Raw genomic sequence first — 19,223 nt, forward strand, 5'->3', positions numbered from 1 at the left:
TCCGGCGCCCAGGCTCGTCCGACGCCAGGCGACCCACCACACGGCGGCCTCCCCGGTCCGTCCGGCCCCCTCCGGGGCGGAGCGGGGAGGCCGCCGTCTTGCCCCGGCCCTCGGTCCGCACCGCCGCCGTTCCGCCCGGCCCCTGTCCGGCCAGGCCCTGTCTCGCCTGGTCCCTGTCCTGTCCGGCCCCGTTTCATCCGCAAGCGGTCTTGGCGGACCGGCATTCCGCGGGGTCCGATCCGGCGCGTTCCCCGTCAGGCGGGGAGCGCGGCCTGGATCGGGGTCACGGTTCCCGAAGTGACCAGCAGGCCCCGCCCCGGCGGGCCGCCCACCGCGCCGCGCGGCAGCCGTACGCCGAAGAGGTCGCCGTCGGCGGGGCTCTGCACCGACAGCAGCAGACCGGTCCTGGACTTGCGCGCCTCCGCCGTGAACCCCCGGTAGGCCGTCGCCAGGTCACCCGTCGCCCCCGCGATCAGCAGCGCGTGCTCGCCGTCCCTGGCGGTGCGCAGGATCTCCTCCAGGGCCAGACCGAGCGGCGAGTCCGGAGAGATCAGCTCGGCGTCGTCCACGATCACCACGTACTCCCGCCTGCCCTCCAGCAGGGTCCGCGGATCCTGCGCGCCCGGCAGCCCTCCGAACCCGTCCGGCTCGCCTCCCGCCACGTTCCTGGCGTTGCCGTCCAGTACGGCGAGCACACCGGGAGCCCCGCTCATCTCCCGCAGCGGGCTGCGGCGGGGCGTGACCACGAGCACCGGCGTTCCGCGCCCCGTCAGCGAGCGGGCCGCCGTGACCAGGCACGACGAGCGTCCGGAGCGGGCCGGGCCGCCGACCACGGCCCCCGGGCCCTGGGCGAGGAGGTCCAGCCCCAGCGGTTCGAGCGCGTCCCCGCCCACGCCGAGCAGCACCCACAGCGGCGACGGCGCCTCGAACGCCGGGGCCAGCTCCGCCGCCTGCGCGGCGGTCACGCGCACCGGCAGCGCGTCCACGCGGAGCGGCGGCGCGGACCGCCACGCCCACGTGCCCCACCGCTCCGGATCGCCGCCGAACCGGGCGGGAGCCGTACGGGCCAGCGCCTGCAGGGCGGCCACCTGCGCGGGACCGGACGGATCGTCGGCGAGCAGCGCGATCTGGCTCTCCACCAGCCCGTGCTCGCCGAGGGACAGCGCCCGGCCCGGCGGGAGGGAGGACGGCAGGTCCTTCACCGGCAGCCCGGCCAGCCCGTAGTCGGCGGGGTCGGCCAGGCGCAGCACGAGCCGCTCGTCGAACACCGTCGAGATCTGGCCGAGCAGCCCCGAGCGGTCGGAGGTGACGACCGCGCGCAGCCCCACGGCCGGGCCCTCCCGCAGCAGTTGCAGCAGCGCGTCGAGCAGCCGCCCGTAGTCGTAGTTCTCGAACGCGGCGACGTACCCCTCCCACCGGTCGAGCAGCAACACCAGCCACGGGAGCCGGCCGACCGGCGTCGCCCCGGCCGCCCCGCCGAACCGCGCGGTTCCTCCAGATCCGGCGGCCCCGGCCCGGCTCGGCCGGTCGCCCGTGCCGCCCCCGCCCGTGCCGACGGACATGTCGCCGGGCATGTCACCGGAAGCGCCTCCGGACATGTCACCGGAAGCGCCTCCGGACATGTCACCGGAAACGCCTCCGGACATGTCATCGGAAACGCCGCCGGCGGCGAAGGCCGCCCGGGCCTCGGCCAGGGACGCGTACCCGGCCTCGGCGAGGAGCTGCTGGCGGCGGCCCACCTCCTCGCGCAGCCGGGACAGCAGCCGCTCGACCCGGTCGAGCTGGTCCCGGGTGACGACCGCGCCGCAGTGGGGCAGGCCGACCAGCGGGAGCAGCGCCCCCGAGCCGCAGTCGATCGCGTGCAGGTGGACGTCCTCCGGGGAGGCCCACGCGGCGACGGACCCCGCGATCGTGCGCAGGGCGGTGGAGCGCCCGCTGCGCGCCGTACCGGCGATCAGCAGGTGGCCGCCGCGTTCCAGGTCCAGGGCGAGCGGCCCCCTGGCCTGCCGCCACGGCAGGTCGGTCAGCCCGAAGGGAAGCGACGGGACGCCGCCCGGCTCCGGCGGCCTCCCGTCCACGCCGCGCTCGGGCGACAGCGTCACCGTCTCCGGCAGCGGGGGCAGCCACGGGCTCGGTCGGCGCGGGATGCCCCTGGCCGCCGCGTCGATCGCGTCCACCAGCAGCGCGAGGTCGGTGCCGGACGTCGCCGCGCCTTCGGCGGCGGCGGGCAGTGGGTGGCCGAGCGCCCGCCACGGCAGGTCGATCACCCGGAGGGCGCCGCCGTTCCCGTTCCCGGCCCCGTCACGGCCGTCGGGGGTGCGCCCCCCGATCCGCGCCGCCTGTACGGCGACCGGCTGGGCGGAGCCGGACCGCACGTAGCAGCGCCCGGGTGTCGCCTTGGAGATGTGCGCCGCGTCGGGCGCGTCGATCACGTCGGCGGACTCGCGGGCGTCGGTCACCCGCAGCGCGATCCGCAGCGACGTGTTCGCCTGGATGTCGGCGGTCACCACCCCGCCGGGACGCTGGGTGGCGAGGACCAGGTGGATGCCGAGCGAACGGCCGCGCCGCGCGATGTCGACCAGGCCGTCCATGAAGTCGGGCAGCTCGGACACCATCGCCGCGAACTCGTCGATGACCAGCACCAGCCGGGGCAGCGGCGCATCGCGCGACGACTGGTAGTCCTCGATGTCCTTGGCCCCGGCGGCGAGGAGCAGCCGCTCCCTGCGCCGGATCTCGGCCGCGAGCGACGCCAGGGCCCGCTGGGTGAGGTGGCCGTCCAGGTCGGTCACCATGCCCACGGTGTGCGGCAGCCGTACGCACTCCTTGAACGCGGCTCCGCCCTTGTAGTCGATGAGCACGAACGTCATCTCGTCGGGCCGGTTGGCGACGGCCAGCGAGCAGATCAGCGTCTGGAGCAGCTCCGACTTGCCCGCGCCCGTGGTCCCCGCGATCAGCGCGTGCGGGCCGTCCCGGCTGATGTCGATCTCGAACGGCCCGTCCGGGCCCACGCCGATGACGGCACGGGTGGAGCGGCCCCACCGGCCCGCGACGCCGTCGGCGTCGACCAGGTCGAGGAGCCGGACCGACTCCGGCAACACCGACGTCTGGTCGTCCCGGCTCACGTCGCGCAGGGGGGCCAGCGCCCGGCCCAGGCGCTCGGCCCACGACACCGACACCCGGTCGGCCCGGATCGGCCCGATCGCATCCAGCCCTCCGCCGCGCAACCGCAGCGAGCCGTCCGGCTCGCAGGACACGACGGTCGCGCACTCCTCCGGCAGGAGCCGCTCGTCGTCGTCGATCGCGACGGTGTAGACCCCGGCCCGGGGGCCCTGCCTGAGCACCTGCGGCATCCCGGGCAGGCCGCGCAGCACCTGGGCGCCGTCGAGAACGACCAGCACGTCGCAGGGCCGCTCGTCATAGGTCGCGAACGCGGGCTCGGCCGCCTCCTCCGGCCGGGCGCTCCCCGGTCGGCCGAGGTCGCCCCAGCCCGCCGGGCCGCCGGACAGCGGCCCGCCGCGCGAGCCCGTGCCGTACGAGCCGGGGCCGTACGAGCCGGTGCCGGGCGCGGCGGGGTCGGCCGGGTCGAGCCGCTCGCCGATGAGCGCGGCGAGATCGGCGACCCGGCGGGCGGCGGCCTCGGGGTCGGCCCCGACCAGGGCGACCGAGCCGGGGGCGAGGGCGGCGTCCCCGGCCGCCCCCGAAGGGCCGCCCGAGGCCCCCTCCGCGGCGCAGTGCGGGAGCCAGCGGACCCAGCCCCACCGTTCGGCGGCGTCCGCGTGCGCGCAGAGCACGACGACGGCCAGGTCCCTGGGGCTGTGCAGGGCCGCCGCCTGCCCGACCAGCCAGCGGGCGGAGCCGAGCGCCGCCTCCCTGGGGCCGGTCACGCCCGCCACGCCGAGCCTGCGCATCGCGAGGGCGACCGGCACGTTCCGGGAGAGCGGCGGCTCGGGCAGCTCGGCGTCGGCGGGTGTCCCGCGCTCCGGGACGAACCCGACGTCGGCCGGGAGGTCGGCCAGCCCGACCCGGAGCCGCAGGCTGTCGTGGTCGTGCAGCCGCCGCTCCCACAGGCGGCGGCGCGGCCCGGTCGCGGTCAGCAGGATCTCCGCGGGGTCGGGGGCGGCGTCCCTGCGGGCCGCCTCGTCCTCCTCGCGCGCCTCCGCCACCTCGGCCTCGAACACCGCGCGCCGCTCCCGGTACGCCCGGACGGCCTGGCGGTGCTTCTTCCTGCCGTGCCTGCGGTCGCTCGCCCACTGGCCCAGCATGATCAACGGGCTCATCAGCGCGATCAGCAGGAAGTACACCTGGCGGAACACCACGGCCATGCCCACGCCGAACACCGCGGGCAGCAGCGCGGCCAGCAGGTGCAGCCGGGCGCCCTCCGGGCGTTTCGGCTCGGCGGGCACCTCCAGCCGCCGGAGCCGTTCGGGGGAGCGGAGCCGGGGCGGCCGGTTGTAGGCCAGCCCGCCGTCGGGGAGCGCGTCCAGGTGGGCGTCCGGCGGCTCGACCGGTCCGATGGAGAACACCGAGCCGCCGCAGGTCAGGAGGGCCTGGCGGGCGTCCCTCGATCGTGCCTCCCCGTCGCCGCCGCCCGTGCCCGCCGTCCCGCGCCCGCCCGCCGCTCGTTCCCCGCGGCCTCTCCCGCCCCGGGGCTCTGTCGCGCTGTCGCCCGTCCGACCGGCTCTGCCCGATCTCCCGGTGCGGCCGTCCCCGCGAACGTCCCCGGTGTTTCCGGCTTCCTTCGCTTTCCCGGCTTTGCGTGCGGCGCGCCGGGTGGACCGGCCGTACGCCTTCGCGGGGCCCGGCGGGGTGCGGCGGCGGGCCCACGGGGTCGCCTCGCGTACGGGCTCGCCGTCCAGTTCGAGCCCGGCGGCGGGGTACGCGGGCTCGACGCCGACCCCGTCCGGCGCGACCCGGATCGTCGCCGCGTGCGGCGGCAGCGCCGGATCGGGAACGGCGATCGCGCACCCGGGGTCGGATCCCACGGTGTGGAGGCCGGGACCGAGCCGATGGACCGAACCCGCGCCGGGGCCGCCGGCCACCCGCAGCTCGATCACGCCGTCCGGCTCCTCGGCCATCGTCGCCGCCGCCGCGTTTCCGTCGAGCGCGACCAGGTCGCCGTCGCGGAGCAGCCCGAAGACCCGCGCCGCGGGGTCGAGCGGCCGCCCGTCCACCCACAGCTTCGGCCCCTCGGCCCGGCGCCGCCGCCCCCGGTCCAGGTCGTACGGCGCTCGCGCGGGCGGCAGCCGTACGACGTTGGACGGGCGGGGCGGCCCGGCGAGCGCGGCGGCCAGCGCCCCGACCGTGGTGGACTCGTCGCCCTCGACCATCACCTCGCGGTGGCCGTGCTCGGCCACGACGGTGAGCATGATCCGCATTCCCAGACTCCCAAGGGCCGCCTTCCGGGGAGAAGGCGGGTCGCCGTCGCGTCACCCGTTCGCTCAGGGCGCCGCCGGACCGGCTCGTGGCCGAGAAGATCGCGGGAGCGGCCCGAGCCGGGACTCCCCGCCGGGATCCGGTGACGGCGCCGCCGACTCCCGCGCGGCGCTCCTGCCGGAACTCCTGCGACGAGCCGGTGTCACCCTCCCGGTAGAGCCGGACGGCCGGCGCTCCGGAACCGGAAAGGGCCCCCTTCCCGGGGAGTGTCCCTCGGAGGCGGCGCCGCGTGAAAAGGGCTCCGCCGAGGACGGGGCGCCAAGGACAACGTAGCGGGGCCGTCCCCGGTTATCTCCTCGTTCCCCTGGAAACACCGGACGCCTTTCCCCGCCGTACGGCCGAGGCGCGTACCGGCATGTGGGACCGATGCGATCTATGCGGACAGAGTGCTTCTTATCACGAAATTCAACCACAGGAAAGTGATAATGGTAAACAAGCATCGATCAATCGGGCATTGACACCGGTATTCCTAACGGATAAGCATGGAAGGCCGGTTTCCGGCCACACGGCAGCGCGTTGGTGTCCATAATGGTGTCAATTCTGTAATTCGAACTGACCAATACTGCGGATGAAGGCGCGACCGTTAATCCGGCCCTCATTTCAGTAGCGGAAGCGATCGTCCTTGGGAGTCCCCCACCCATGAGGATCAGCGACAAGCCCGCCTCCGACGGACGCGTACCGGCGAACGAGCGGCCCGGGCTGTCCGGACCGGCCTCGCGGGGGCTTCCCGTGCCGCCGCGCGAGCGCAAGCCCGCGCTCGCCGCGCTCGCCGTCCTCCTCATCCTCGGCGGGGCGCTGGCCACCACGCTCCTCGTCCTGCGCAGCGGCGACCGCGTCTCGGCCGTGGGCATCGTGCAGCGGGTGGGCGCGGGGCAGCTCGTCCCGGCCTCCGCCATCAAGGAGGTCGAGATCGCCGACACCGGCATCGACTACGTTCCCTGGCGCTACCGGGCCGAGGTGGTGAAGACCTACGCCGCCGTCACCCTGCTCCCCGGCACGCTGCTGACCACCCCCATGGTCACGAAATCGAGCGAGGAGCTCGGCCCCGGCAAGGCCATCGTGGGCCTCTCGCTCCGGGCCGGACAGGCCCCGGTCGGCATGGGCAAGGGCGACGTCGTCCAGGTGATCTACGTACCGGCGAGCGGCAAGGGGGCGGCCGAGCAGCGGGTGCTCGCGCCCGCCGCCCGCGTCCACAGCATCGGCGCCCCCGGGAGGTCCGGCGGCGGCCTGGTCTCGGTGGTCGTGGACGCGTCCGTCTCGCCCGCCGTCGCCGCGTACGCCTCCAGCGGCGAGATCGCGCTGGTCGTGCTCCCGGGAGCCGGGTGACGTGGCCCTCATCGTCCTCGCCGCCGACAAGGGGGCGCCCGGAGTGACGACCGCGGCGACCGCCCTCGGGGCGGTCTGGCCGCGCCCGGTGCTGCTGGCCGAGTGCGACCCGTCCGGCGGCGACCTCGCCTACCGGCTGCCCGCCGAGGACGGCGGCGTGCTGAACCCCGCACGCGGCCTGCTCAGCCTGGGCGCCGTCGCCAGGCGCGGGCTGCACGCCGACCAGATCCAGGAGCACACGCAGAAGCTCGTCGGCGGCCTGGACGTCCTCACCGGGCTGACCCACGGTGAGCAGGCCGGGGGCCTGACCTGGTTGTGGGGGCCGCTCGGCCGGTCGCTGGCCGCGCTGCCGCACGCCGACGTGCTCGCCGACTGCGGCCGCCTCGGCGGGCACCCGCAGATGGGCGAACTCGTCGCCGAGGCCGCCCAGGTCGTGCTCTTCACCCGGCCGAGCCTCGACCACGTCGCCCACCTGCGCGAACGGCTGGCCCTGATGGACGGGCGGCCCGTCGTGGTCGTGATCGCCGACCCCCGGTCGTACCGCGCCTCGGTCGAGGAGGTCCGGCGCATCGTCGCGCCGTGGGACGTCGCCTTCGTCGCCGGCCTCGCGCACGACCCCAAGGGCGCCGAGCTGCTGCGCGGCCAGTGGGGCGGGCGGCTCGACCGCAGCCTGCTGATCCGCACCGCGCGCGAGCTCGCCGGACGGCTGGTCGCGCTGCTCGCCCCGCGGGACCCCCGGGACCCGCGTGACAACCAGTGGGATCCGCGGGAGCGGGACGCGCGGCCGGAGCGCGGCGGAGCCGACCGCAGCGGGGCGGGCCGATGAGCGGGCAACGGGCTGGCGTCGACCACGCGCTGGTCAAGCGCTTCCGCCAGGAGGTCGGCGACCGGCTGGCCCACCAGCGGCGGCTCGACCAGGCGAGCGGCATCCCCCCGATGAGCGGCGAGGACGAGCGGCAGTTCGCCCGCGCCCTGATCGCCCAGGTCCTGGAGGAGTACGCGAGGGGCGAGATCGGCGTCGGCCGCACCCCGCCCAGCGCCGAAGAGGAGGAGGCGCTCGCCGCCGGCATCCACGCCGCGCTGTTCGGCGTCGGCCGCCTCCAGCCGTTCCTCGACGACCCCGAGGTCGAGAACATCGACATCAACGGCTGCGACCGGGTGTTCGTGAGCTACGCCGACGGCCAGGAGGTCGCCCACGAGCCCGTCGCCGACTCCGACGAGGAGCTGATCGAGCTCATCCAGATCCTCGCGGCGTACTCCGGCCTGTCGTCCCGGCCGTTCGACACCGCGAACCCGCAGCTCGACCTGCGCCTGCCCGACGGGTCCCGCCTGTCGGCCGTCATGGACGTCACCGTACGGCCCGCCGTGTCCATCCGCCGGGCCCGCCTCGGCAAGGTGTTCCTCAGCGACCTGGTGGGCAACGGCACGCTCGCCCCCGAGCTGGGCCGGTTCCTCGCCGCCGCCGTCGCCGCGCGCAAGAACATCATGATCGCCGGCTCGACGAACGCGGGGAAGACGACCCTCCTGCGCGCCCTCGCCAACGAGATCCCCACCGGCGAGCGGCTCATCACCGTCGAGCGCGCGCTCGAACTCGGCCTCGACCAGTTCCCCGAGCTGCACCCCAACGTGGTCGCGTTCGAGCAGCGCCTGCCCAACTCCGAGGGCCGGGGCGAGATCACCATGGCCGAGCTGGTTCGGCGGTCGCTGCGCATGAACCCTTCCCGCGTGATCGTCGGTGAGGTCCTCGGCGACGAGATCGTCACCATGCTCAACGCGATGACGCAGGGCAACGACGGCTCGCTGTCCACGATCCACGCCAACTCCTCGATGGAGGTCTTCAACCGCATCGCGACGTACGCGCTGCAGGCCGACGAGCGGCTCCCCATCGAGGCGACCCACATGCTGATCGCGGGCGCGATCGACTTCGTCGTCTTCATCGAGAAGCGCAACGACTACCACCGCGGCGGAACGCTCCGGCGCTTCGTCTCCAGCGTCCGCGAGGTCACCGGCTGCGACGGGCGGGTGTTGTCCTCGGAGGTCTTCACCGCCGCCGGCGACCGCGTCGTCCCGCACGCCCCGATCTCCTGCCTGGACGAGTTGGCGGCGCACGGCTACGACCCCACCCGGGAGGTGTGGCGCTGATGCCCGCCGGACTGCTCGATCCGCTGGTGCTGACGGCCGGGGCGCTGACCGGCGGCGGCCTGTTCCTCCTCTTCCTCGCCCTGTACGGCCTGCGCCCCCGGCCCGCCGGGCCCGACCGGAAGGCGGCCCGCCGCGAGCTGCTCCGGACCCTCTCCACCCGCACCGCCATCGCCGTGATCACCGGAGTCGTCGTCCTGCTGGTGACGGGGTGGCCGGTCATGGGCGTGGGCGCCGTGCTCCTCGTCCTCGCCTGGCGCGGCCTCACCGGCGGGGCGGCCGACGAGCGGGCGGCCATGCGGCGGCTCGAAGGGCTCGCCGCGTGGACCGAGTCGCTGCGCGACACCATCGCCGGAGCGGCCGGGCTCGAACAGGCCATCCCCTCCTCCATCCGGGCGGCCGCGCCCATGCTCCGGCCCCATCTGCTCGCCCTCGTCGACCGGCTGCACTCCCGCATGCCGCTCGCCGACGCGCTGCGCCTGTTCGCCGACGAGCTCGACGACCCCTCCGCCGACCTCGTCGTCGCGGCGCTGATCCTCAACTCGCGGCTGCGCGGTCCCGGCCTGCGCGACGTGCTGTCCGCGCTGGCCGTGTCCGCCCGCGAGGAGCTCGACATGCGGCGCCGGGTCGAGGCCGAGCGCCGCTCCACCCGCAAGAGCGTCCAGATCGTGGTCGGCACGGCACTCGCCTTCGCCGCCGCGCTGGTGGTCTTCAACCGCTCGTACGTCGCCGAGTACGGCACCCTGCTCGGCCAGGCCGTCCTCGTCGTGGTCGCGGGACTGTTCGGCGCGGGGTTCGCGTGGATGCGCCGGCTGGCCCGCTTCGACAAGCCCGCCCGGATCCTCGCGCCGTACGCGTCGGCCACGGGCGGCAGCCTGCGCGACGGCGGTCGGGACGCGGACGACCACGGGGACGAGCGGGGCGACCATCCGCTCCGGACGGGAGGCGTGCGATGACCGAGCCCGCGCTGGCGGGAGCCGTACTGGGGCTGGGGCTCTTCCTGCTCTTCCGCGCGCTGTTCCCGCCCCGGCCCGGCCTGTTCGCCCGGCTGACCGCCCTCGACCTGGCCCGCGCCGGAGCGGCCCAGCAGAAGGCGCCGCTCATCGCCCCCGACGAGCACGTCAGCGCGTTCCGCCGCGACCTCGGCCTGCGGCTCGCCCGCCTCTACGCCGCCAGGGGGTGGGAGGCGCGGTCCGTCCGCGCCGACCTGGCGCTGCTCGGCAAGTCCTTCGAGGGCTTCCTCGCGACGAAGGTCCTGCTCGCGGCGGCAGGGCTCCTGGTGTTCCCCCTCCTCGTGGGCTGGCTCGCGCTGATGGGGTGGGGCCTGTCGCTGAGCATCCCGCTCTGGTCCGCGCTGGCGGCCTCCGCGGTCTTCTTCCTGCTGCCCGACATGCAGATCCGGCGCGACGCCGGGGTGCGCCGCCGCGACTTCCGGCACGCGGTCGGCGCGTTCCTCGACCTCGTCGCGATGAACCTCGCGGGCGGCCGCGGCGTCCCCGAGGCGCTGATGATGGCGGTCGCCGTCGGCAGCCCCGGCGGGACCCCCGGTACGGGCGCCAACTGGGCGATGGAACGCATCCGCGAGGCGCTCGGCAACGCCCGCATCGTCGGCATCACGCCGTGGCAGGCGCTCGGCCAGCTCGGCGACGAGATCAACGTGGACGAGCTGCGCGACCTGTCCGCCGCGCTCGGCCTGGTCGCCGACGACGGCGCCAAGGTCCGCTCCTCGCTCACGGCGCGCGCCGCCACGCTCCGGAGGCGGGAGCTCGCCGAGGTCGAGGGCAAGGCGGGGGAGCGGTCCCAGTCGATGCTGGTCGCCCAGCTCCTGTTGTGCGCCGGTTTCGTGGTCTTTCTCAGTTTCCCGGCGGCCATGAAGATGTTGGGGGCGTAGATGCTCACCTATTTGATCGCGATGCTGCACGTGCGGATCGAGCGCGCCCGTAACGCGCCGAGCAAGGGGGCCTCGGCCGTCGAATGGGTGATCATCACGGCGATCATCGCCGGGGTCGCCCTCGGCCTGGCCACCCTCATCAAGAACCTGGTCTCCCAGAGGGAGGCCGACATCACCTCCAACTTCGGAGGTGGCGGTGGCGGTGGTGGCGGTGGCGGCGACGGGGGAGGCGTCTTCACCGGAGGCGACCAGTGACGGGCGACGCCCGTGCTCGTGCCGGAAGGACGCCGCCCGCGCGCGCGGCCCGCTCCACGCCTTCGCCACGGCGCGCCCGGCGCCGCCCGCATGGCGGCCATGGGGGCGAGCGCGGGGCGACGGTCATCGAGCTGGCCATGATCATGCCGGTCGTGCTGGCCGTGGTGCTGCTGGTCGTGCAGGTCGCGCTCTGGTTCCACGGGCGGCAGGTGGCCGACGCCGCGGCCAGGGAAGGGGCCAGGATAGCCCGCGCCGCCGGGACGTCGGAAAGCTGGCAGGGCGACGCCGAGGCCAAGGCCGAGCAGATCGTGCGGGCCGTCGGGCCCCGCGTCCTCCAGGGCGCGACGGCACGTGCCTGGGAGCGTGGCGACCAGCGCGGCGTGGAGGTCACCGGCAGCGCCGTACAGGTGGTGCCGCTGCTGCCCGAGCTGGCCTTCACCGTGACGGCGAGCTTCGGCGGCCCGGTCGAGTGCTTCCGCCCCGACGACGGTTCGGACGGCTGCCAGTGACCCGGCCCGTACGGCTTCCGCCTCCCCGCGCGGCCCGCCGCCGCCCCCCGGACACCGGGTCGATGACGGCGGAGACCGTGATGCTCGCGCCCGTCCTCCTGCTCTTCCTCATGTTCGTGGTGGGGGCGGGCCGGATCGTCGAGGCGCAGGGGGAGGTCAACGGCGCGGCCAGGGACGCGGCCCGCGCCGCCTCCGTACAGCGGACCCGGGCCGAGGCCGAGTCGGCGGCGGCCGAGACCGCCGCGGCCGTGCTCTCCGGCGAGTGCGACCCCCAGGTCGGCCTGGCGGGCACGGAGTGGGAGGAAGGCGGAGTCGTCCACGTCGCCGTGATGTGCGAGCTGGACCTCGACTTCCTCGGCTTCGGCGCGTCCCGGCGGATGAAGGGGACCTCCGTCGCTCCGCTGGAGCAGTTCCGGAGGGTGGAATGAGCACCCGTGCGCGGTCCGGGGCGGACGCCATCGGGCGGTCGGGGCCCCGGCCGGGCGGGACGTCCGTACACGCCGGGACCGGTCCGGCGGTCGCGAGAGGGGCGCGAGGCCGGGGGCCGGGCGACCGGGGGTCGATGTCGGTCTTCGTGGTCGTCTTCTCCGTGGCCGTGTTCCTGCTCGCGGGGCTGCTCGTGGACGGCGGAGCGGCCATGAACGCCCGCCTCAGGGCGGCCGACGTGGCGGAGCAGGGGGCCCGTGCGGCGGCCGACCAGATCGACGTGGAGGCGCTGCGGGCCGACGGCCGGGTCCGGCTGCTCTCCGACGAGGGCGTAGTGTGCGGCCGGGCGCGCGAGATCGTGGCGGCCCACGACGACCGGGGCGTACGGATGAGGCGGTGCGAGATCGGCGGAGGGCAGGCGGAGGTGACCGTCGAGGTCGGCGTCCGCTGGGACGCCGTCTTCCTGTCGATGCTCGGATTCGGCGGCTCGGAGGCGGCGGCCACCGCCACCGCCGGGCCGGACGTGGGGGACGCGGGGGACGTATGACAGGTGACGGCAACTCATGGCCGCGCGGCTCGGACTCGCCGGGCCGCCCCAGGGGAGCGGGCCGCCCGCCACACGGGGGGCGGCCTCCCGGCGGCGGCCGTTCGCCGGGGCAGCGGACGCCTCTGCCGCCCGCGTTCCCACCCTCCCGCGATCCCGCGCCGCCCGAGAGCCGGTCCACCCGTCCGCCCGCCGGCGACCGGGAACGGCCCACACCGTCACCCGGTGGCGACCGGGAGCGGTCCACGCGGTCAACGGGCGGTGAGGCGGAGCGATCCGCCCGGCCGTCGAGTGAGGATCGGGAGTGGTCCGCGCGATCAGCGGACCGTGGGCAGGGGAGGCCCGTGGCGTTCCGGCGTCCCGACTCCCACCAGCATCGGCGGCCGGGACGCCGGGCCGCCTCCCGGCGTCCCGTCCGCATCCCGCCGCGACGGACGCCGCGCGACGTCCTCGCCGGGATCGCGGCTCTGCTGGCCCTCGTCGCCCTCGTGGGCGGTGTGCCGTACGCGCTGATCCGGCTGGCCGGGCCGCCGCTGCGGCCCGAGCTGCGCGACCTCGACCTGCTCACGAGCGACGTCGGCCCCGAGACGGTCATCGCGATCCTCGTCCTGCTGGTGTGGCTGGCCTGGCTGCAGCTTTTCGTCTGCGTGACCGTGGAGGTGTACGCCGGGATCCGCCGGGTGGGGATGCCCGCGCGGGTGCCCCTGTCCGGCGGCACCCAGGCGCTCGCCAACCGGCTCGTCTCGGCGGTGTTGCTGCTGTTCACGGCGGCCGCGGTGGCCGCCCCCGTGCTCGGGCCCGTGACGGGAGCGGGCGCGCCCCCGTCGATCCGCCCGCAGGCGGCCACGCTGTCGGCGCCCGTCGTCACGCCCGGCGACCGCCCGCCGCTTCAGGCCCGCGAGGTGAAGAAGGTCTACGTCGTGCAGCCGCCCCACGGGCGGCACCACGAGAGCCTGTGGGAGATCGCCGACAAATGCCTCGGGGACGGCCGCCGCTATCCCGAGATCTTCCGGCTGAACCAGCACAAGCAGCAGCCCGACGGCAGCCGGTTGCGGATGGCCGACCTGATCAGGCCCGGATGGGTCCTCGACATGCCGGACGACGCGCGGAACGTCCTGGTCGTCCCGGTGGACGAGGACCGGCCGGTCACCCTGGAACACCACCCCCTGATGCCGTCCGACACGAGCGGCGACCTGAGCGACGACCTGGACCGCGGCGCCGCCGGCCGTGACCCGTACGGGGAGACCGGGAGGGACGCGGGCGGTGACGCGGCGTCGGGAAAGGACGATTTCCGGTTGCCGCCGCCCGCCCTCCCCGAACGACCCGGCGAAACCACCGCGGAGCACCCGCGATCGGACCGGCCGTCGGAAGTGTCGGACCCGTCCCGCGAGAGGCGCGCGGAGCCCGAACGGCCCGCGGCGGAAGACGGCACGGAAGACGGCAAGGAGAACGGCAGGACGGGCGACGCCGAAGGCGACGCGGCCTCCCGCGGCGAGCCCTCCCGCCCGGGCCGGGAGCGCTCCGAGCCCGGCGGCCGGGAGCCGTCCCTGTCCGGACGCCACGCGCAGGAGGACGACGCCGGTCTCGACCTGGTGGACTGTCTCGCCGCCGCGTCGCTGGCGGCGGCGGGACTGCTCGCCCTGCTCGGCCGCCGGCGCAGGGAGCAGCTCTGGCGGCGCGCCTTCGGCCGTAGGGTCGTCCCGCCCCGAGGGGACGCCGCGCGGGCCGAGGTCGCGATCCGCCTCGGAGCCGACGCGCCGGGCAGCCGGATGCTCGACCTCGGCCTGCGCCTCCTGGGCGGGCTGCTCGCGGAGCAGGGCAGGCGCCCGCCGACGATCTACGCGGTCCACCTGTCCAGCAGGGGGCTGGACCTGTGGATCCACCCCGCCGACATGGACGCGCCCGCCCCCTGGGAGGCGTGCGACGGCGGGCAGGTCTGGCGGCTCCACGCGCACGACGGCCGCCGGATCGACGAGGGGGACCTCGCCGGGGTGCCCGCGCCCTATCCGGGGCTCGTCTCGCTGGGCACCGCCGACGGCGGCAGGGTGCTCGTCGACCTGGAGGCCGCGCAGGGCGTCGTCGCGATGGAGGGGGCGCGGACCGTCGCGGCCATGTCCGCGCTCGCCGTCGAGCTGGCCACCAACCGCTGGTCGGACCACATGCGGCTCACCCTCGTCGGGTTCGGCGAGGAGCTCGCCCTGATCGCGCCCGACCGGATCCGCGTCGCGGGCGGCCTCGCCGAGGTCCTGCCCGAGCTGGAGGAGCGCGCCGCGCGGCAGACCGGAGACGTCCTCACCGGGCGGATCCATTCCCGGGTGGCCGATCCCGCCTGGACGCCGCACTACCTGCTCTCGGCGATCCGGCCGGACGAGGACGAGGCGCGCCGCCTCGCCCTGCTCGGCAAGGCGACCCGAACGGCCACCGGGTACGTCGTGGCGGGCGGCATGCCGTACGCGACCTGGACCTGGGAGATCACCGACGACGACCGCGCCAGGATCGACGCCCTGGGGTTCGAGGTCGACGCCCAGCTTCTCCCGCGCCGCCACTACGCGGCCGTCGTCGACCTGTTCCGTACGGCGCAGCGCACCGAGGGGGAGCCGCTTCCCGAGCCCGAGGTGCGGGTGCCCGACGAGCCCCCGTCGATCGAGGTCCGGATCCTCGGGCCGATCGAGATCGGCCCGGTGCCCCCGCTGGAGGAGGGCAGGACGGCGCTCGCCCACGAGATGGTCGTCTACCTGGCCACGCACCCGGCGGGAGTCCACCCGGTCGTGCTCGGCGGCGTCCTGTGGCCGCGCGGCGTGCAGGCGGCCGTCCGCGACGCCGCCGTGGCGCGCGTGGTCGAGTGGCTCGGCGCCGACGCCGAGGGCCGCCCCCACGTCGAGCCGGACGAGTCGGGACGGCTGCGGCTCGGACCCGAGATCAGGAGTGACTGGCATCTGTTCCAGGAGCTGGTCCGCCGGTCCCGTGACCAGCATCCGGAGGCGGAGGTCCTCCTCCTGGAGAAGGCGGTGGGGCTGGTGCGCGGGCCGTTGCTGAGCGGCCGTCCGGCGGGCCGGTACGCCTGGCTCGCCGCCGACTCCCTGGAGTACGACGTCACGGCGAGCGTGGCGGACGCCGCGCACCGCCTCTGCGAGCTGAGGCTGGCCCGGGGCGAGGCGGAGGCGGCGGTCGCGGCGGCCCGGGCCGGGCTGCTCCTCGCGGCCGACGACGAGGGCCTGTGGCGTGACCTGCTGCGGGCCGCGCACGCGACCGGCGACCGCGCCCGGCTGCGGGCCGTGGCCGACGGCCTGCGCCGGAGGGCGACGTCCCATCCCTACGGGGGCGGCATGGCTCCCGAAACGGAGGCGCTGATCGATGAGCTGCTCCCCGAATGGCGCGGGGACGCCGCCGGCCTCGGCTCCCCGCGTCTCGCGTGACGGCGGCCGGATGGGATCGACAGCGGCGCACCGGGGCGGGACCGGCGGGATCGGCGAGGGCGGGAGCGCCGGGGTTGAACATTCCGGCTGTTTCAGGATTCGTCAGAGGGAGGTCGGCGGTGCGCGTTCATCGTGACGTCCGGTTCGCCGCCGCCGCGCTGGCCGGCTGCCTCATGGCCGCCGCCTGCGCGCCGTCCCGCGCCGAGCCGCGGTTCGAGCCCGCGGGCGGTCCCGCCGCGACGGCCGCCGAGAGCACCCCCGGCGCCGTACGTGGGACGCCCGAGCCGTCCATCACCCCGGGCGTCGAGCGGGTCTCCGCCGGGGACGGGCTGCGCGTCGAGATCGAGTGGCCCTCGGGGCTGGACGCCGACGTCGTCGGAGGAGTCCGCATGTACGCGGAGAGCTACACGGCCACCTGGCGGGCCGTCACCAGCGGCGGGCGGGACACCGCCTATGTCCACACCGTGGAGGAGACGGCCCTCCGCGACGCCGCGACCCGCCTGCGTTCGTTCCTCGACCGGAGGATGTCCGCCCGCGGCGTGGCCCGGCTGTACGCGCTGCGGGTCGACTCGAAGGTCGAGATCGGCGACCGGATGGGCGTTCAGGTGCTCGGCTGCGTGGACGAGTCCGGCGTCCGGATGACCGACCAGGAGGGGAACCCGGTCGCCGACCAGCCGGGCTGGACCCGCCCGCCGCTCTCGACCTACCTGTGGGTCGCGGCGGTCGGCCGGGACGAGCAGGGAGTCTGGCGGGTCCGGACGTTCCGCATCGCCACCTATCCGTCCGCGTCCGCCAAGAGGTGCGCCCGATGAACGACCTCGATGCCCTCCGTTCGCCTTCGCGAGCCTCGTCCGGTGGGGTGGTGGGCGCCTTGGCCGAGCCCACGAGGGGGTGCGCCGGATGAGATCCCCGTTCGCGCCGCTGCGCTCGCCCCGCGTCCTGGCCCTGTGCGCGACGGTGGCCGTGACCGTCACCGCCGCCGGGGGCCCGCTCGCGTCCGCGGCGGCGGACCCGAAGCCGGGGACGGGCAATCCGACCGCCGAGGGGTTCCAGGAGGGCCGCACCGCGGGGGTGCGGCTGGCGAACTCCTCCATCGTGCTTTCCGGCAACGGCCTCGGAGGCAAGGGGGCGAAGGGCGACGGCTACCGGATGCCGCGCCCCTGCTGGTACGAGCCGTACAAGAACGCCGAGGAGATGGTGCGCGCGGAGGACGAGTCCCTGCGTCACGCCCTCGGGGCGGACCCCGATCTCAACGTCTCCGGCGGTACGGTCGACGACCTTCTCCGGCAGTACCGGGACAAACTCGGGCAGGAGGGCCGCTGGTGGCGCGCCGCCTACAACGCCGGCGACCAGAGCGGCGTGGCCTGCGTGGCCTCCCTGGCCCCCGCCGTGTGGGTCGCGGACGGCCAGACCCCTCCGGCGGGCATCACCCCCGAGGAGTTGCTGCAGATCGCCAGGGCCGCGCTGACCGTGCCCGAGCCGAAGATCAAGCTGAGCCCGGACGCGAAGAGCTTCGTCAACCTGCCCACCTGGGTCTGGCTGGAGGGCGCCGGGCCGGTGACCCGCACCGTCACCGCCACCCTGCCCGGCGTGATGAGCGCGACGGTGACGGCCACGCTCAAGAACATCGAGATCGACTCGGGCACCGCGTCCGACCGCGCCGAGGTCCGCGACGACTGCGGCCCCACCGGGCGCCCGTACGCCAAGGGCGGCGACTTCACCTGCGGCGTCCGCTACCTGAGAGCCTCGATCGACCTGCCGCGCCAGGTCTACACGATGACCGTCACCGCCGTGTGGCCGGTGACCGGCGCGGTCGGCCAGGGAGGCGCCCCCATCGCGTACGCCCCGCTGCGGGCCGCCGTCACCAGGGACGTGCCCGTCGGCGAGGTCCAGTCCGTCGTCACGGGATGAGGTGGGGGTCCCCCCAGACCGCGGTCGGCCGGGAGCACCCGTTCGCCAGGACCTCGAGGATCAACGTCTGGGTGTCGTCGAGCGCAATGTCGATCGTGTTCGGCTGCGCGTACTGCGCGGCCCGTGCCCCGATCTGCTCATCGGAGTCCGCGCGGTCGTCCTGGTCCCTGTCCGCGTACACGCGGAAATCGACGGTGCCGGTTCGCGCGGATCCGATCACCTCGTCACTCACCCCGACCGTGGCCCGGAAGCGCGAGTACGGCTTGTCGAGGTGGTAACGGGTTTGCGTGGGGAGACCGCAGCTCACGCCCTCCACCGCGAGGCTCTTCTCGTGGCTCTTGGAGGCCAGCGCGTACGTGCCCTGCAGCCAGGCGGATCCGACCGGCGTGAGGTCGGCCAGGTGGAGACGCGACTCACCGGGGGGTGGGGAGTCGGATGACGTGTCGGGTTCCGGCCGCGTGGGCTCCGAGGACGGACCCGGGGCCGCGGCGCCCGCCGTGACGGTCGCGGTGACCGTCACGGTGGCGGTGGCGGCGGGCGTCGGATCGCCGCCCGAAGGGTTGATCTGGAGATAGCCGGTGAGGACCGAGAACACACCGCCGAGGAATGCGGCACCGAGTGTGCCGACAGCGGTGATGATCGCCACCTTCACGGTGGAATCGGTCCCCGTGGAGGACTCGCGCGTTTCGTCCATGGGGACCGGGGATGGTTCGTGTCTCCGCACCTGACAGACGGTATCGACAAGACGGTCAGGACGGACCTGTGTTCATTGTCCTGTGATCTCGGCGGATCTCGGCTGAGTTCCGCTGGAGCCGATCATCCTCGGCGCTCGTGGGCGAGCAGCCACTCCTTCACCGGGACCCCGTAGTAGTAGCCGCCGAACCCGCCCGTCGTCGGCAGGACCCGGTGGCACGGGACGAACGGCGCGATCAGGTTCTGCGCGCACGCCGAGCCCGCCGCCCTGGCCGCCGTCCTCGGCAGCCCCGCCATCTCCGCCAGCGTCCCGTACGACACGGTGGTGCCGGCCGGTACGCTGCGCAGCGCCGTGTAGAGCCGCTGCCGGGTCGGCGTCCCCGGCTGTGTCACCGGGACCCGGTCCAGGGCGTCGAGCTCGCCGTCCAGATAGTCGCGTACGGCCTGGGCGGCGTCGCCGAGGTCGCCCTCGACCAGCGGCAGCTCGCGCAGCGCCGCCGGGAGGCGGTCGAACTGCTCCTTCGGGTCCGCGCAGAACCCGGCCGCCACGACGACGCCGTCCCGCGCGAGTACGCTCACCGGGCCCACGGGGGTGGGCAGCACCTGAGCAACGATCATGTCGATCGCGGCGGGCGCAGGCGGCCCGCCGCTCCCTCCTGTCTGGCGTTCCTGTCCGATGT

Annotated in this window: 15 protein-coding genes; 12 read left to right on the forward strand and 3 right to left on the reverse strand. The window is 75.2% G+C overall.

Going from position 1 to position 19,223, the window contains the following annotated elements:
* Nucleotides 1–254: 254 nt before the first annotated feature.
* Nucleotides 255–5,375, reverse strand: coding sequence for an FtsK/SpoIIIE domain-containing protein (locus AWQ70_RS08385; RefSeq protein WP_067172458.1), 5,121 nt, complete (start codon nucleotides 5,373–5,375; stop codon nucleotides 255–257).
* 697 nt (nucleotides 5,376–6,072) lie between these two features.
* On the opposite strand from AWQ70_RS08385, the gene AWQ70_RS08390 reads away from it, so the two are divergent.
* The 12 genes from AWQ70_RS08390 to AWQ70_RS08445 all read left to right on the forward strand — a co-directional run bounded on the left by AWQ70_RS08390 (nucleotide 6,073) and on the right by AWQ70_RS08445 (nucleotide 17,850).
* Nucleotides 6,073–6,759: a hypothetical protein gene (locus AWQ70_RS08390; protein WP_067172460.1), complete on the forward strand. Its 687-nt coding sequence runs from the start codon at nucleotides 6,073–6,075 to the stop codon at nucleotides 6,757–6,759.
* A gap of 1 nt (nucleotide 6,760) precedes the next feature.
* Nucleotides 6,761–7,585 carry a CpaE/TadZ family protein gene (locus AWQ70_RS08395; RefSeq protein ID WP_245646843.1) on the forward strand — a complete coding sequence of 275 codons (825 nt, stop codon included), beginning with the start codon at nucleotides 6,761–6,763 and terminating at the stop codon, nucleotides 7,583–7,585.
* Nucleotides 7,582–8,901 carry a TadA family conjugal transfer-associated ATPase gene (locus tag AWQ70_RS08400; protein WP_067172725.1) on the forward strand — a complete coding sequence of 440 codons (1,320 nt, stop codon included), beginning with the start codon at nucleotides 7,582–7,584 and terminating at the stop codon, nucleotides 8,899–8,901. Before AWQ70_RS08395 ends, AWQ70_RS08400 begins: the two co-directional genes overlap by 4 nt.
* The gene (locus tag AWQ70_RS08405; RefSeq protein WP_157529948.1) at nucleotides 8,901–9,854 is read left to right on the forward strand and encodes a type II secretion system F family protein; all 954 of its coding nucleotides are present in this window, start codon (nucleotides 8,901–8,903) and stop codon (nucleotides 9,852–9,854) included. Before AWQ70_RS08400 ends, AWQ70_RS08405 begins: the two co-directional genes overlap by 1 nt.
* Nucleotides 9,851–10,789, forward strand: a complete 939-nt coding sequence (locus AWQ70_RS08410) for a type II secretion system F family protein (RefSeq protein ID WP_067172462.1) — start codon at nucleotides 9,851–9,853, stop codon at nucleotides 10,787–10,789. Before AWQ70_RS08405 ends, AWQ70_RS08410 begins: the two co-directional genes overlap by 4 nt.
* Nucleotides 10,790–11,044 carry a hypothetical protein gene (locus AWQ70_RS08415; protein WP_067172464.1) on the forward strand — a complete coding sequence of 85 codons (255 nt, stop codon included), beginning with the start codon at nucleotides 10,790–10,792 and terminating at the stop codon, nucleotides 11,042–11,044.
* Between the two features lie 125 nt (nucleotides 11,045–11,169).
* Nucleotides 11,170–11,553, forward strand: a complete 384-nt coding sequence (locus tag AWQ70_RS08420; RefSeq protein ID WP_281196866.1) for a TadE/TadG family type IV pilus assembly protein — start codon at nucleotides 11,170–11,172, stop codon at nucleotides 11,551–11,553.
* Nucleotides 11,554–11,615: 62 nt separating this feature from the next.
* The gene (locus AWQ70_RS08425) at nucleotides 11,616–11,981 is read left to right on the forward strand and encodes a TadE/TadG family type IV pilus assembly protein (protein ID WP_067172468.1); all 366 of its coding nucleotides are present in this window, start codon (nucleotides 11,616–11,618) and stop codon (nucleotides 11,979–11,981) included.
* A complete protein-coding gene (locus AWQ70_RS08430; RefSeq protein WP_245646844.1) occupies nucleotides 11,978–12,526 on the forward strand; it encodes a pilus assembly protein TadG-related protein in 549 nt (182 codons plus the stop codon). Before AWQ70_RS08425 ends, AWQ70_RS08430 begins: the two co-directional genes overlap by 4 nt.
* A gap of 341 nt (nucleotides 12,527–12,867) precedes the next feature.
* Complete coding sequence (locus tag AWQ70_RS08435; RefSeq protein WP_245646845.1) at nucleotides 12,868–15,939, forward strand: AfsR/SARP family transcriptional regulator; 3,072 nt, start codon at nucleotides 12,868–12,870, stop codon at nucleotides 15,937–15,939.
* Between the two features lie 119 nt (nucleotides 15,940–16,058).
* Nucleotides 16,059–16,751, forward strand: coding sequence for a hypothetical protein (locus AWQ70_RS08440; RefSeq protein WP_067172472.1), 693 nt, complete (start codon nucleotides 16,059–16,061; stop codon nucleotides 16,749–16,751).
* A gap of 88 nt (nucleotides 16,752–16,839) precedes the next feature.
* The gene (locus AWQ70_RS08445) at nucleotides 16,840–17,850 is read left to right on the forward strand and encodes a hypothetical protein (protein ID WP_067172474.1); all 1,011 of its coding nucleotides are present in this window, start codon (nucleotides 16,840–16,842) and stop codon (nucleotides 17,848–17,850) included.
* Here the strand turns inward: AWQ70_RS08445 and AWQ70_RS08450 are convergent.
* Nucleotides 17,840–18,544, reverse strand: coding sequence for an NPCBM/NEW2 domain-containing protein (locus tag AWQ70_RS08450; RefSeq protein WP_067172476.1), 705 nt, complete (start codon nucleotides 18,542–18,544; stop codon nucleotides 17,840–17,842). The genes AWQ70_RS08445 and AWQ70_RS08450 overlap by 11 nt on opposite strands.
* Nucleotides 18,545–18,666: 122 nt before the next feature.
* On the reverse strand, nucleotides 18,667–19,146 hold the full coding sequence (locus tag AWQ70_RS08455) for a methylated-DNA--[protein]-cysteine S-methyltransferase (RefSeq protein WP_245646846.1): 480 nt from the start codon (nucleotides 19,144–19,146) through the stop codon (nucleotides 18,667–18,669).
* Nucleotides 19,147–19,223: the final 77 nt, after the last annotated feature.

The organism is Microtetraspora niveoalba (genome assembly GCF_001570405.1).
Taxonomy (GTDB): domain Bacteria; phylum Actinomycetota; class Actinomycetes; order Streptosporangiales; family Streptosporangiaceae; genus Microtetraspora; species Microtetraspora niveoalba.